The sequence below is a fragment of the Variovorax sp. Soil_C_26 genome (genome assembly GCF_057657075.1).
Map to the genome: position 1 here is coordinate 683731 of NZ_JBDGJC010000003.1, position 12979 is coordinate 696709.

General features: G+C 68.6%; 13 protein-coding genes. 3 read left to right on the forward strand and 10 right to left on the reverse strand.

What is annotated here, in order from left to right:
* Window positions 1-9: 9 nt before the first annotated feature.
* From phbB to AC3A6G_RS12655, 6 genes are all read right to left on the reverse strand, one after another.
* Window positions 10-747 carry an acetoacetyl-CoA reductase gene (phbB, locus tag AC3A6G_RS12630; RefSeq protein WP_021006768.1) on the reverse strand — a complete coding sequence of 246 codons (738 nt, stop codon included), beginning with the start codon at window positions 745-747 and terminating at the stop codon, window positions 10-12.
* A 199-nt stretch (window positions 748-946) separates the two neighbouring features.
* On the reverse strand, window positions 947-1954 hold the full coding sequence (locus tag AC3A6G_RS12635; RefSeq protein ID WP_487873751.1) for a tripartite tricarboxylate transporter substrate-binding protein: 1008 nt from the start codon (window positions 1952-1954) through the stop codon (window positions 947-949).
* Window positions 1955-1992: 38 nt separating this feature from the next.
* The gene (locus AC3A6G_RS12640) at window positions 1993-2844 is read right to left on the reverse strand and encodes an HpcH/HpaI aldolase/citrate lyase family protein (protein WP_487873773.1); all 852 of its coding nucleotides are present in this window, start codon (window positions 2842-2844) and stop codon (window positions 1993-1995) included.
* A 2-nt stretch (window positions 2845-2846) separates the two neighbouring features.
* The gene (locus AC3A6G_RS12645; protein ID WP_487873752.1) at window positions 2847-4028 is read right to left on the reverse strand and encodes a CaiB/BaiF CoA transferase family protein; all 1182 of its coding nucleotides are present in this window, start codon (window positions 4026-4028) and stop codon (window positions 2847-2849) included.
* On the reverse strand, window positions 4025-4960 hold the full coding sequence (locus AC3A6G_RS12650; RefSeq protein WP_487873753.1) for an HTD2 family dehydratase: 936 nt from the start codon (window positions 4958-4960) through the stop codon (window positions 4025-4027). The genes AC3A6G_RS12645 and AC3A6G_RS12650 overlap by 4 nt, the downstream gene beginning before the upstream one ends.
* Before the next feature lie 20 nt (window positions 4961-4980).
* A complete protein-coding gene (locus tag AC3A6G_RS12655) occupies window positions 4981-5997 on the reverse strand; it encodes a tripartite tricarboxylate transporter substrate binding protein (protein ID WP_487873754.1) in 1017 nt (338 codons plus the stop codon).
* 95 nt (window positions 5998-6092) lie between these two features.
* On the opposite strand from AC3A6G_RS12655, the gene AC3A6G_RS12660 reads away from it, so the two are divergent.
* Complete coding sequence (locus AC3A6G_RS12660; protein ID WP_487858734.1) at window positions 6093-7007, forward strand: LysR family transcriptional regulator; 915 nt, start codon at window positions 6093-6095, stop codon at window positions 7005-7007.
* A 335-nt stretch (window positions 7008-7342) separates the two neighbouring features.
* On the opposite strand, the gene AC3A6G_RS12665 is transcribed toward AC3A6G_RS12660, so the two are convergent.
* Complete coding sequence (locus tag AC3A6G_RS12665; protein ID WP_487858733.1) at window positions 7343-8521, reverse strand: acetyl-CoA C-acetyltransferase; 1179 nt, start codon at window positions 8519-8521, stop codon at window positions 7343-7345.
* A gap of 47 nt (window positions 8522-8568) precedes the next feature.
* Window positions 8569-10335 (reverse strand): class I poly(R)-hydroxyalkanoic acid synthase, encoded by a 1767-nt coding sequence (gene phaC / locus AC3A6G_RS12670; protein WP_487873755.1) that lies wholly within the window; start codon window positions 10333-10335, stop codon window positions 8569-8571.
* 110 nt (window positions 10336-10445) lie between these two features.
* Between phaC and AC3A6G_RS12675 the strand changes: the two genes are divergently transcribed.
* Window positions 10446-10766, forward strand: coding sequence for a hypothetical protein (locus AC3A6G_RS12675; protein WP_487858731.1), 321 nt, complete (start codon window positions 10446-10448; stop codon window positions 10764-10766).
* On the opposite strand, the gene pgeF is transcribed toward AC3A6G_RS12675, so the two are convergent.
* Together pgeF and maiA are read right to left on the reverse strand one after the other, a co-directional pair.
* Window positions 10698-11462 (reverse strand): peptidoglycan editing factor PgeF, encoded by a 765-nt coding sequence (gene pgeF, locus AC3A6G_RS12680; RefSeq protein ID WP_487858730.1) that lies wholly within the window; start codon window positions 11460-11462, stop codon window positions 10698-10700. The two genes, AC3A6G_RS12675 and pgeF, sit on opposite strands and share 69 nt — an antisense overlap.
* 73 nt (window positions 11463-11535) lie before the next feature.
* Complete coding sequence (gene maiA / locus AC3A6G_RS12685; RefSeq protein WP_487873774.1) at window positions 11536-12174, reverse strand: maleylacetoacetate isomerase; 639 nt, start codon at window positions 12172-12174, stop codon at window positions 11536-11538.
* Between the two features lie 101 nt (window positions 12175-12275).
* Between maiA and AC3A6G_RS12690 the strand changes: the two genes are divergently transcribed.
* A complete protein-coding gene (locus tag AC3A6G_RS12690) occupies window positions 12276-12977 on the forward strand; it encodes a fumarylacetoacetate hydrolase family protein (RefSeq protein ID WP_487858729.1) in 702 nt (233 codons plus the stop codon).
* Window positions 12978-12979 lie beyond the last annotated feature (2 nt).

Sequence of the window (12979 nt, forward strand, 5' to 3'; positions counted from 1 at the left end):
AGGGCACCGTCAGTGCATGTGCAGGCCGCCGTTGACCGAGAAGTCGGCCCCCGTCGAATAGCCGCCCTCGTCGGTGGCGAGCCACGAGATGATCGAGGCGATCTCGCTCGGCTCGCCGAGGCGCTTGACGGGAATCGTCGCGACGATCTTGTCGAGCACTTCCTGGCGGATGGCCTTGACCATGTCGGTGCCGATGTAGCCCGGGCTCACGGTGTTGACGGTAACGCCCTTGTTCGCGAGCTCCTGCGCCAGCGCCATCGTGAAGCCGTGCATGCCGGCCTTGGCGGCCGAATAGTTGGTCTGCCCGGCCTGGCCTTTGGCGCCGTTGACCGAGCTGATGTTGATGATGCGGCCCCAGCCCTTTTCGACCATGTCGCCGACCACCTGCTTGGTGACGTTGAACATGCTGTTGAGGTTGGTTTCAATCACCGCGCTCCAGTCCTCGGGCGTCATCTTGAGGAACATGCGGTCGCGCGTGATGCCAGCGTTGTTGACCAGCACGTCGATCGGGCCGTGCGCGGCCTTGGCGGCCGAGAAGGCCTCGACCGTGGACTGCCAGTCGCCGACGTTGCCGACCGATGCATGGAACTCGAAGCCGAGCGCTTTCTGTTCGGCCAGCCACTTGGCGTGGTCGCGCGTGGGGCCGCAGCCTGCGACGACCGTGAAGCCGTCCTTGTGGAGCCGCTGGCAGATGGCTGTTCCGATGCCACCCATGCCTCCGGTGACATATGCAACTTTCTTGCTCATGAGATTTCCTTGATGTGTGCGAAGCAAAAGCCTGAACGGCCGCCTTCACTCTAGCGAGTTTCAAGCCACCGAACTCTGAGGAAAACACTGAGCCTGGCTTGCAACCAGCTGTCACGGCGCGCCGCCTGCAACGATATTGCATCGCGGCTACCGATTCATGCATAACCCGCCGCCGTCGAGGCAATCGAAAGTACGAAGATCAATCCGCCTGCACGCCTGCCGCCCGGATCACCTTGCCCCACTTCTCCGTCTCGGCTGCGAGGTGGCTGCGCAGCGATTCCGGCGTGACCTTGTCCATCGGCACGGCTTCGGTGCCGAGCTCGGCGAAACGGTGCTTGACCGCTTCGTCCTGCAGCGCGGCGCGCAGTGCCGTGTTGAGCTTTTCCATCACGGCCGGCGGCGTTCCCTTGGGCGCGTACACGCCGTGCCACACCTTCACGTCGAAGCCCTTCAGGCCCTGCTCGTCGAGCGTGGGAATGTTCGGCATGCTGGACAGCCGCTTCGGCGTGGTCACGCCGAACACCTTCACGCGGTTGCCGTCCTTGATGACGGGCGCGGTCTGCGTGGTCTGGTCACACAGCAGGTCGACCTGCCCGCCCATCACGTCGTTGAGCGCCGGGCCCGCGCCCTTGTAGGGCACGGTGGTCAGTTGCACGCCGACCTGGTGCGCGAACAGCATGCCGCACAGCTGCGACACCGCGCCGATGCCGGCATTGGCCAGCGTGACCTTGTCCTTGTTGGTTTTGACGTAGGCCAGCAGCTCCTGGAAGTTGTTGGCCGGAAAGTCCTTGCGCGACAGCAGCGTCATCGGCACGTCCATCACCTGGCCCACGTACTCGAAGTCCTTCAGCGGATCGTAGGCGAGCTTCTTGTAGAGCGCGGGCGCGGTGGCCATGCCCATGTGGTGGATCAGGATGGTGTAGCCGTTGGGCGCAGCCCTGGCCACCCGCGCAGGTGCGATCGTGCCGCCGGCGCCGACCGTGTTCTCGACCACCACGGTCTGGCCGAGCGACTTGCCCATCGGGATCGCGAGCATGCGCGCCACCACGTCGGTGGGCCCGCCGGCCGAGTACGGCACGACCAGCGTAACCGGCTTGTCGGGCCAGGCGGCCTGCGCGAGCGCCGGCCCGGCATGAAAGGCAAGAATGCAGGCGCTCGCCGAAGCGGCGAACAGGGCCTTGAGGTTCCGGGTCTTCATCGTCGTCATGGTGGTTGTCTCCTTCTTGTGAAATCGGGGTCGGTGATTCAGGCGGTTGCCATCGCCAGCAGGCGTTCGGCCAGGCGCAGCACGGGCGCATCGACCATGCGGCCGTCGAGGCTCGCGACCCCGCCGCCCGAGGCGCCCACGGCCTGCACCACGCGGCGCGCCCAGGCGAGCTCGTCGGCGCTCGGGCCGAGCCCCGCCTGCACCGGCGCGACCTGGTCGGGGTGGATGCAGAGCTTGGCGCCGAAGCCCCCGCGCCGGGCGCGTGCCGTGTCCGCAGCCAGCCGCGTCGCATCGCGCCAGTCGGCCGTGACGCCGTCGATCGGCGCAGCCAACCCGGCGCGGCGCGAGGCCAGCACCAGCGCAAGGCGCACCGGCACCAGCTCGGCCTCGTCGGCATCGCAGGCCAGGCCGAGGTCGGCCTGGAAATCGAGATGGCCGAAGGCCAGCCGCAGCACCCGGGGCGCGGCGGCGATTTCATCGACCGCCGCGAGCCCCGCGGCCGACTCGACCAGCGGCACCAGCACGCCGCCGCCGCCAACCACCGCGGCCACACGCGCCAGGTCGGCTGCGCGCTCGGCCTTGGGCACCACGATGCCGGCCACGAGACCCTGCGCGGCCAATGCACCGGCCTGCGCGCAGTCGTCTTCGTGCCAGGGCGTGCCGGGCGCGTTGATACGCAGCAGCACACGCCCGCGGGCATCGGATACCAGCGCGGCGAGCGAAGCCGCAAGGCCGTCGCGCGCGGACGCCTTGCGCTCGGGCGCGACCGCATCTTCCAGGTCGACGATCACCGCGCCCGCACCTGCGGCCAGCGCACGCGCGTGGCGCTCGGGACGGTCGGCCGGCACGAAGAGAAAAGTACGCGCCAGTGCGAGCGGCGCCGTGTTCAGGGTCACACCGCGCCCGCCTCGCGCAGTGCCGCGATCTCGGCCTCGCCGCGGCCCAGGCTGCGCAGGATCGCTTCGGTGTGCTGGCCCACGGCCGGTATCGGGTCCATGCGGTAGTCGAAGGCACTCTGCCGCCCCGCCGGCAGCAGCGCCGGGATCTCGCCGGCCGGCGAGCCCACCTGGCGCCAGCGCTCGCGCGCCTTCAGTTGCGGATGGGCCCACAGCCCCGCCATGTCGTTCATGCGCGCATTGGCGATCTGCGCGGCATCGAGCCGCTCGACCACTTGCGCGGTGCCGAGCGACTCGAAGACCGCCACGATGATCGCGCGCAGCGCCTCGCGGTTGTCGTTGCGGCGCGCGTTGCTGTCGAAGCGCGGGTCGCTCGCGAGCGCCGGCTGCAGCAGCACCTTCTCGCAGAACGCGCGCCACTCGCGCTCGTTCTGCAGGCCCAGCATCACCGTGCCGCCGTCGCCCGCAGGGAATGGTCCATAGGGATAGATGGTCGCGTGGGCGGCGGCGCTGCGCGGCGGCGGCGTCGCGCCTTCGTAGGCGTAGTACATCGGATAGCCCATCCACTCGGCGAGCGACTCGAGCATCGACACGTCGATGTGGGAACCCTCGCCGGTCCTGCCGCGCTGCAGTAGCGCCGCGAGGATGCCGGTGTAGGCGTACATGCCCGCCGCGATGTCGGCGATCGAATTGCCCGACTTGCAAGGATCGTCGGGCGTGCCGGTGACCGACAGGAAGCCCGCCTCGCTCTGGATCAGCAGGTCGTAGGCCTTCTTGTCGCGGTAGGGCCCGTCGTCGCCGTAGCCCGAGATGTCGCAGACGATGAGCCGCGGATGCCGTGCCCGCAGCGCCTCGGCGTCCAGGCCCATGCGCGCGGCCGCGCCGGGCGCCAGGTTCTGCACCAGCACGTCCGCGCCGGCGATCAGTTCCTGCAGCACCGCGAGCGCGGCGGGCTGCTTGAGATCGAGCGTGAGGCTCTCCTTCGAGCGATTGACCCAGACGAAATGCGAGGCCTGGCCGGCCACGCGCGCATCGTAGGCCCGCGCGAAGTCGCCGGCGCCCGGGCGCTCGACCTTGATGACGCGCGCGCCGAGGTCGGCGAGCTGGCGGGTGCAGAACGGCGCCGCGATGGCGTGTTCGAGCGAGACCACGGTGATGCCGTCGAGCGGTCTTGTCATGGGCTGGTTTCTCCGTGTAATTCGAGCACCGCCGTGGCCTGCATCGTGAGCCAGCCTTCGGCGTCCTCGCCCCACAACGCAAAGCGCTTGCCGTCCGCCTGCGCCGCGTCGGGCCTGCCGTGCACCCGGAACGGCGCGATGTCGAAGGTCGGGCGCACCGCGCGGAACTCGAAGCGCGCGAGCTGCGCGCCCGGCACATGGCGGCGCAGCAGGTCGACCAGCAGCGTGGCGATCAGCGGACCGTGCACGATCAGGCCCGGGTAGCCCTCGACCTCGGTGACGTAGCGGCGGTCGTAGTGGATGCGGTGGCCGTTGAAGGTGAGCGCCGAATAGCGGAACAGCAGCACGTCGTCGGGCACGATGTCGCGGCTGAAGGCGGTGTCCCGGGGCGCGGGCTTGGGCGGCGGAACCGGCTCGCCGGGTTCGGCCGCGGCGCGGTAGACGATGTCGTGCTCCTCGGTCAGCGCCAGGCCGCGCGCGTTGTGCACCTCGTGGCGCACGAGCACAAACACCAGCGCCCCCGTGCGGCCCGCCTTGTGCGTGACCGAGACGATGCGCGAACGGCGCTCGGCCCGGTCGCCGACGCGCAGCGGGTTGCCGGCTTCCCACGCCAGCCGGCCGCCTGCCCACATGCGGCGCGGCAGCGGCACCGGCGGCAGGAAGCCGCCGCGTTCGGCGTGGCCGTCGTCGCCGAGTTCCGACTGGCGATGATGCGGCAGAAAGTAGAGCCAATGCCAGAGCGCGGGCAACGGCGTGCCAGCCGACGGCGGCGGGTCGTCGCGGTCGAGCGTGGCACAGAGCCCGCGCACGGGGGCGGCGGTGATCTCGTCGACGAGTGTTTCGCTGCGGCCCTCCCAGGCCTGGAGCTTCGCGAGCGTCTGGGCGTCGATCGTGGCTACGGGGTTGTGGTTGTCGGGGTTCGAATGCGGCATGGCGGGTGTTGTTGGTTTCTTCAATCGACCGCCGCGCCCGATGCCTTCACGATCCGCGCCCACTTGGCGAGATCGGCCTGCAGCAGCGCCGCGAACTGGTCGGGCGACGTCGGTGGTGCGATCTCGACGCCCTGTTGTTCGAGCTTGTCGCGCAGGTCCTGCGCGGCCAGCGCCTTGCGCGTGGCATCCTGCAGCGTGGCCAGCACGTCGGGCGGCACACCCGCAGGCGCGAACAGGCCGATCCAGAGCGTGCCGCTGTAGCCCGGCACCGCCTCGGCGATGGTGGGCACCTCGGGCAGCACGGCCGAGCGACGGTCGCCGCTCACCGCCAGCGCGCGCAGCTTGCCGGCCCTGATGTGGGCCAGCGCCGAAGGCAGGCTCGCGAACACGATCGGCAACTGCCCGCCGAGCACGTCGTTGAGCGCGGGCGCGACGCCCTTGTACGGCACGTGCTGCAGCGAGATGCCGGCCATGCTGTTGAGCATTTCGCCGAGCAGGTGGTTGAGCGTGCCGTTGCCGGCCGAGGCGTACTGGTAGGCCGCGCCCTTCGTGCGCGCGAGCCTCAGGAATTCGCCGAGGTCTTTGGCCGGGAACGAGGGATGGACCAGCAGCACGTTGGGCACTGCGCCGATCAGGCCGACGGGCCTGAAATCCTTCACCGGGTCGAAGCCCGGGTTCTTGTAGAGCGCCGGGTTGATCGCCTGGCTGCTGCTGATGGTCATGAGCAGCGTGTGGCCGTCCTTCGGCGCCTTCGCGACCAGCTGGGTGCCGATGTTGCCGCCCGCGCCCGGGCGGTTGTCGACCACCACGCTGGCGTTGTTCTTCATCACCTCGCCAAGCTTCTGGCCCACGAGCCGGCCGACGATGTCGTTGGTGCCGCCCGCGGCCTGCGGCACGACGAGCGTGACGGGGCGAGACGGATAATTTTCAGCGTGCGCGGGGCCGAACGGCAGCAGCGCGGTCGCGGCGGCGGTGGTCAACGCCAATGCCACGCAGGCGAGCGGGCGTCGTAGCGCAAGGGGTGTGGTTGTCTCCATGCCCGCATGGTGTTCGCCGCCGGCGCCCCGTGCAATCTGCGAATTCGGAACCCAGCCTTCCATGGTTCCGAAGGCTCGGGGTCTACCATCGCCCCATGCTCTTCGACCTGACCGACCTGCGCCTGTTCGTGGCTGCGGCCGAACTCGGCAACCTCACGCGCGCTGCCGAGCGCCAGCACCTGTCGCTGGCGGCCGCGAGCGCGCGCATCAAGGCGCTCGAAACCCAGGCCGGCCTGCAGCTGCTGCAGCGCGAAGCACGTGGCGTGCGCCTGCTGCCGCCGGGCGAAGCCTTCTTACACCATGCGCGGCTGGTGCTGCACCAGACGGAACAGTTGCGCGCCGACCTGCTCGAATACGGCGGCGGCCTGCGCGGCCATCTGCGCGTGTTCGCCAACACCACGGCGGTGACAGATTTTCTGCCCGAGATCCTGCCCGGCTTTCTGGCGCGCAATCCGCGCATCAACATCGACCTTCAGGAAAAACCGAATGCTCAGATTCCGCGCGGTGTGCTCGACGGCCGTGCCGACATCGGCATCGTCGCCGGCCGCGTCGACACGCTGGGCCTCGAGGCGATCCACTTCAGCACCGACCGGCTGGTGCTCGCGACCTCGCGCAAGCACCGCTTCGCGAAGCGCCGCAGGATCTCGTTCGCCGAGACGCTCGAGGAAGACGCGATCGGCATGCAGCAAGGCAGCACGCTGCAGGCCTTTCTTTCGCAGATCACCGACAACCTCGGCAAGCGGCAGAAACTGCGCATCCAGCTCGGCAGTTTCGACGCCATGTGCCGGATGATCGGGAGCGGCGTGGGCATCGGCGTGGTGCCCGAGTCGGCCGCACGGCGCAACTGCGAGAGCATGCAGCTGGCGCTGATCGAGCTCAGCGACACCTGGTGCGTGCGGGAGCGCTACCTGCTGGTGCGCGACCGGGCGGCGCTGCCGATCTATGCGCAGGCGCTGGTCGAGACACTGTGCCGGCACTATGTCGACGAGCCGCCCGCCGCCACGGCCTGAGCGCCGCGCCTGTTTCTCGTCAAAACAAGGACTTGCGGGCGACTTGTGCGGAAGTCAGCGCCGTCCCCAGTTTCCGTGGACAACTTTGAGGATAACTGATGTTCTTCCTTGTAAACGTGATCTAAGCTGTTGTTTTACAAAGGGAATAATCAGTTTGCTCAATTTTTGAGCGGTGCACAAGATGGTCTCGGAGCGGGACGCGCGTTCAGGGCGTGTGCCCAGGCCGCCGGGTACTCCCCTGCGCGAATGTCCCCCGCCGCAGGCCGGGGGACATTCGCGGAGAAAGGTACCCCGTCGGCGGGATCGCGCCCTGAAAGCAGCGCCCCGCCGAAACTCTAGCGCTCGATCGTCAGCGCCACGCCCATGCCACCGCCGATGCACAGCGACGCGATGCCCTTCTTCGCGTTCTGGCGCTGCATCTCGTGCAGCAGCGTCACCAAGATGCGGCAACCCGACGCGCCGATCGGATGACCGATGGCGATGGCGCCGCCGTTCACGTTGACCTTGTTCACGTCCCAGCCCATTTCCTTGTTCACCGCGCAGGCCTGTGCGGCAAAGGCTTCGTTGATCTCGAGCAGGTCGAGGTCGGCGGCCTTCCAGCCGGCGCGCTGCAACGCCTTGGTCGAGGCGGGCACAGGGCCCATGCCCATGATGGCCGGGTCGAGTCCGGCCGTGGCGTAGCTCGCGATGCGGCCCAGCGGCTTGAGGCCGAGCGCGGCCGCCTTCTTGGCCGTCATCACCATCACCGCAGCAGCGCCGTCGTTCAGGCCCGACGCATTGCCCGCGGTCACGCCGCCGGCCTTGTCGAACGCGGGGCGCAGTCCGGCGAGGCCTTCGGCGCTGGTCTTGCGGTTGATGAACTCGTCCTGGTCGAAGACCAGCGGATCGCCCTTGCGCTGCGGAATGCTCACCGGCACGATCTCGTCCTTGAACTTGCCGGCATCCTGCGCGGCCGCGGCCTTGGTCTGGCTGCCGAGGGCCAGCTCGTCCTGCGCCGCACGGTCGATGCCGAACTTCTTGGCCACGTTCTCGGCCGTGATGCCCATGTGGTACTGGTTGTAGACGTCCCACAGGCCGTCGACGATCATCGTGTCGACCAGCTTCCAGTCGCCCATGCGCTGGCCGTTGCGCGAATTGGGCAGCACGTGCGGCGCCATGCTCATGTTCTCCTGGCCGCCGGCGATCACGATCTCGCTGTCGCCCGTGGCCACGGCCTGCGCCGCGAGCATCACGGCCTTCAGGCCCGAGCCGCAGACGGCGTTGATGGTGAGCGCCGGGGTTTCCTTCGCGCCGCCGCTCTTGAGCCATGCCTGGCGCGCCGGGTTCTGCCCAGCGCCCGCCGCCAGCACCTGGCCCATGATCGCCTCGCCGACCTGCTCGGGCGTGAGCTTGGCGCGCGCGATCACTTCCTTGATGACGAGGGCGCCCAGCTCGGTGGCCGCAATGCCGGCCAACGAGCCGCCGAACTTGCCGACCGGCGTGCGTGCAGCCGAAACGATGACGATGTCTTCCATTTGGGTTCTCTCCGTTGATGTGTGATTTGGAAGGGTGCGGGCGAAGATCAGGCGCGAGCCTTCACGTAGCGCCCGGGCGCCGGCTCGATCGCCTTGTAGGCCTTGCCGTTGCCATAGGCCTTGGGCGCAGCAACCTGTTTGCCGCCGTGGCCCTTGAGCCATTGTGCCCAGTCGGTCCACCAGCTTCCGGGCTGCTCCTTGGCGCCGGCGAGCCATTCGGCCTGGGTCTTGGGAAACTTGCCGTCTTCGCGCAACCAGTGGCTGCGCTTCTTCTTGGCGGGCGGGTTGATCACGCCGGCGATGTGGCCCGAAGCGCCCATCACGAAGCGCTTCTTGCCCGGCAGCAGCTGCGTGGAGGCATAGGCGCCGCCGATCGGCACGATGTGGTCCTCGCGCGAGCCGTAGATGTAGGCCGGGACGTCGATGCGGCCGAGGTCGATCTTCTCGCCGCAGACCGTGAGTGCACCGGGCTTGGCGAGCTTGTTCTCGTGATAGGTGTTGCGCAGGTACCAGGTGTAGAACGGCCCCGGCAGGTTGGTGGCGTCGCTGTTCCAGTAGAGCAGGTCGAACGGCGGCGGCGTCTCGCCCTTGAGGTAGTTGCCGACCACGTAGTTCCAGACCAGGTCGTTCGGCCGCAGGAAGCTGAAGGTCGAGGCCAGGTCCGTGCCGGGCAGCAGGCCGCCCTTGCCGAGCTGCATCTCACGGTACTTGACCATCGGCTCGTCCACGAAGATGTCGAGGATGCCGGTGTCGCTGAAGTCGAGAAAAGTCGTCAGCAGCGTGAGCGACGCAGCCGGCTTCTCGCCGCGCGCCGCGAGCACCGCGAGCGCGGTGCTCAGGATCGTGCCGCCGACGCAGAAGCCGAGCGCATTGATCTGCTTGTTCGCGCCGATCTCCTGCACCACGTGGATTGCCTTGATCGCCGCCTGCTCGATGTAGTCGTCCCAGGTGGCATGGGCCAGCGACTCGTCGGGATTGCGCCAGCTCACCACGAATACGCGGTGACCCTGCTCGTTGGCATAGCGGATCAGCGAGTTCTCGGGCTGCAGGTCGAGGATGTAGAACTTGTTGATGCACGGCGGCACCAGCAGGAACGGCCGCTCGTGCACCTTGGCCGTGAGCGGCTTGTACTCGAGCAGCTGGAACAGCTCGTTCTCGAACACCACCGCGCCCTCGGTCGTCGCGACGTTGCGGCCGACCTCGAAGGCGCTTTCATCGGTCATGCTCAGGTGGCCCTGCTTCACGTCGTGCAGCAGGTTCTGGATGCCGCGCGCAATGCTCTCGCCGCGCGTGTCGATGGCCTTCTTCTGGGCTTCGGGGTTGAGTGCGAGCGAATTGCTCGGCGACGCAGCGGCCATCCATTGCTCGACCGCGAAGCGCAGGCGCGAGCGGGTCTTCTCGTCGGCCTCGACCGCCTCGGCCATGCGCAGCAGGGTGCGGCCGTTGAGCAGGTACACCGCGGCCGCAAAGGACGACAGCGGATTGCTGCCCCAGGCCTCGCCGGCGAAGCGCCGGTCGCCCTCGGGCCGCGCCTCGAGGCCCTTGCGCCAAAGCTCGTTCGCCTCGGCAACGTAGTCCTGCTGAATCGCCTGCAGCTTCTCGGGCGGCACGGACAGGCGCGGCATCTCGGGCATCTGCGGCATGCCGGGCATCTCGGGCATCGGCGGCAACTGCCAAAGCGGCTTGCCGGCAAAGGCTGCGGGTGTCTGCCCGGCCGCCTGCTGGAACGCCTGCATGGCCTGGGCCCAGCCGTCTGAAAACGCCTTCTGGAGCGGTGCGAATGCCTCTGCCCCCGTTGCTTGTTGCTTTGTCATGTCTTCGGGTCCTCACCTGAATCGATACGGATGGCTTGCGCGTTTTGAGTATCCTGCATTTCCCGAGGCCTCCGAAGCGGCGGCCTTCCACTTACCTGCTGAAACCTGCTGTGTTCATCCACCTGATCGTGATCGGCTGGCTCTACGTCGTCGTGATGATGGCCGTGGCCGAGGCCACCAACACCACGGGCACCGTGCTGGGTGCCATCTTCACATTTCTTTTGTACGGATTGGCGCCCGTGGCACTGGTGGTTTACCTGATGGGCGCGCCGGCGCGGCGGCGCGCGATCAAGCAGCGCGAGGCCGAGGCCCAGGAAGCTGCTCGGCAGGCCGCGGCGGCCGAGAAGGCGGCCGCGCTGGCTTCAGCGCTTCCAGACCAGGGCAGCGAAGCGCCCGCTGACGCCGTCGCGCCGGTGCGAAAAGAACCGTGAGGGATTGCCGACGGTGCACCACTCGGCGCTGCCGTCGTTGCCATGCAGTTGCACCAGGCCCACTGCGCGCAACCGCTGGCGCGCCAGCGACGGCAGGTCGGCCAGCCATTTGCCGGGCGCTGCCGCGGGTGCGAAGCAGGCTGCCGCCTCAGGGGCATGCGCCTCGAAAGCGGCCTTGACCTCGGCCCCGACCTCGAAGGCCGTGGGGCCGATGCAGGGCCCGAGCCAGGCCATCAGCTCGCCGGCCGGCGCGTCGAACCCTGCGACCGTGCGCTCCAGCACGCCCTCAGCGAGCCCACGCCAGCCCGCATGCGCGGCCGCCACGCGCCGGCCGGCCCTGTCGGTGAACAGCACCGGCAGGCAGTCGGCCACCATGATCGTGCAGGCCACGCCGGCCGCAGTGGTGGTGGCAGCATCGGCCGCCATGCCGTCGGGGTAAGGCTGGGCGCCATCGAGCATCGCCACCCCGGTGCCGTGCACCTGCTGCAGGAACACCGGCCGCGCACCGTCCAGCGCCTGCGCCAGCCGGGCCCGATTGGTCGCCACGTCGGCTGGGGCATCGCCCACGTGGTCGCCGAGGTTGAGGCTTTCGTAGCGCCCTGCCGACACCCCGCCGTCCCGCGTCGTGCACAGCGCCTGCACATTCGGCGGCGCCGGCCAGTCGGGCACGAGCCACTCCGGCTCGGGTGCGTTCACTGGTGCACCCTTGGCGCTACGAGCCTTCCCGCCAAGCGGGAGCGAGCTTGCTTGGGGCGGCCCGGCGCGGCGCTCATGCCTCGGCGTCTGGAGCCTGCGAGGGCTGCGCGCGCTGGAACGCGTCGAGCGCCATGCAGGCCTCGAACGCGGCCATGGTGCGCGGCAGGCCGCTGAAGTCGCAATCGAAGCGCCTGCCGTTGAAGATCTGCGGCACCAGGCAGCAGTCGGCCAACGTGGGCGTGTGGCCGTAGCAGAAGGTGCTGTCCGGGTGCTGCGCGAGCTGCCGCTCGAACGCCAGCATGCCTTCGCGCACCCAGTGGCGATACCACTCGTTCTTGGCCGCGTCGTCGAGCTTCAGGTCTTTCACGAGGTACTTGAGCACGCGCAGGTTGTTGAGCGGATGGATCTCGCAGGCGATCGACTGCGCCAGTGCACGCACGTGCGCCCGTCCCACCGGGTCGGTTGGCAGCAGCGGCGGCTCGGGATGCGTCTCGTCGAGGTATTCGATGATTGCCATCGACTGCGAGAAGCGCTCGCCCTCGTCCTCGAGCAGCGGCACCAGCATGTCGGGCGAGATGGCCGAGAACGGGCCCGAGCGGTGGTCGCCGCGCGCGATGTGGACGGGGAGGTACTCGAAGTCCAGGCCCTTGAGGTTCAACGCGATGCGCACGCGGAACGATGCGGAGGAACGGAAGTAGTTGTGCAGCTTCATCATGCCGTGAGCATAGCGCCGGGCGGCGCAGAGCGGCGGCGCGGGCCTGCCTCTGGCACACTGCCGTTTTCCCAGATTTTTCGCTGAAAAGGACAGACGCAATGGCTTCCGAGTTTGTTTTCGCCCCGCCCGCGACGGTTTCGGTTCCGGTGGTCGGGCAGACGGCCCGCTTTCCGGTGCACCGCATCTATTGCGTGGGCCGCAACTACGAGGACCACGCGAAGGAAATGGGCTTCACCGGCCGCGAACCGCCCTTCTTCTTCATGAAGCCGGCCGATGCCGCGGTCGTGGTCGAAGACGGCCAGACCGGCACCATCGCCTACCCCGCGCTGACGAAGAACCTGCACCACGAGATCGAGCTCGTGGTGGCGATCGGCACGGGCGGGCGCAACATCCTGGCCGCCGACGCGCACAAGCACATCTACGGCTACGCCGTGGGCCTCGACATGACGCGCCGCGACCTGCAGGGCGAGATGAAGAAGCAGGGCCGCCCCTGGGACATCGGCAAGGGCTTCGAGCAGAGCGCGCCCATCGGCCCGATCGTGCCGGTGGCCCAGGCCGGCGACGCCGAGAAGGCCGAGATCTCGTTGCAGGTCAACGGCACCGACCGCCAGCGCAGCACGGTCGCCAAGCTGATCTGGAACGTGGCCGAAACCATCGAGCACCTCTCGGCCGCCTGGGATCTCCAGCCCGGCGACCTGATCTTCACCGGCACGCCCGAAGGCGTGGCGGCGGTGGTGGCGGGCGACACGCTGGTGGGCGAAGTGGCGGGGCTGCCCAAGCTCACGGTCAAGGTCGTCTGAAC

Excerpts from the sequence above, each read along its gene's own strand:
- AC3A6G_RS12665 (WP_487858733.1), bottom strand. The coding sequence starts at position 8,521 with ATGGAAGACATCGTCATCGTTTCGGCTGCACGCACGCCGGTCGGCAAG.
- AC3A6G_RS12655 (WP_487873754.1), bottom strand. The coding sequence starts at position 5,997 with ATGGAGACAACCACACCCCTTGCGCTACGACGCCCGCTCGCCTGCGTG.
- AC3A6G_RS12645 (WP_487873752.1), bottom strand. The coding sequence starts at position 4,028 with ATGACAAGACCGCTCGACGGCATCACCGTGGTCTCGCTCGAACACGCC.
- AC3A6G_RS12690 (WP_487858729.1), top strand. The coding sequence starts at position 12,276 with ATGGCTTCCGAGTTTGTTTTCGCCCCGCCCGCGACGGTTTCGGTTCCG.
- AC3A6G_RS12650 (WP_487873753.1), bottom strand. The coding sequence starts at position 4,960 with ATGCCGCATTCGAACCCCGACAACCACAACCCCGTAGCCACGATCGAC.
- phbB (WP_021006768.1), bottom strand. The coding sequence starts at position 747 with ATGAGCAAGAAAGTTGCATATGTCACCGGAGGCATGGGTGGCATCGGA.
- AC3A6G_RS12635 (WP_487873751.1), bottom strand. The coding sequence starts at position 1,954 with ATGACGACGATGAAGACCCGGAACCTCAAGGCCCTGTTCGCCGCTTCG.
- phaC (WP_487873755.1), bottom strand. The coding sequence starts at position 10,335 with ATGACAAAGCAACAAGCAACGGGGGCAGAGGCATTCGCACCGCTCCAG.
- maiA (WP_487873774.1), bottom strand. The coding sequence starts at position 12,174 with ATGAAGCTGCACAACTACTTCCGTTCCTCCGCATCGTTCCGCGTGCGC.
- AC3A6G_RS12660 (WP_487858734.1), top strand. The coding sequence starts at position 6,093 with ATGCTCTTCGACCTGACCGACCTGCGCCTGTTCGTGGCTGCGGCCGAA.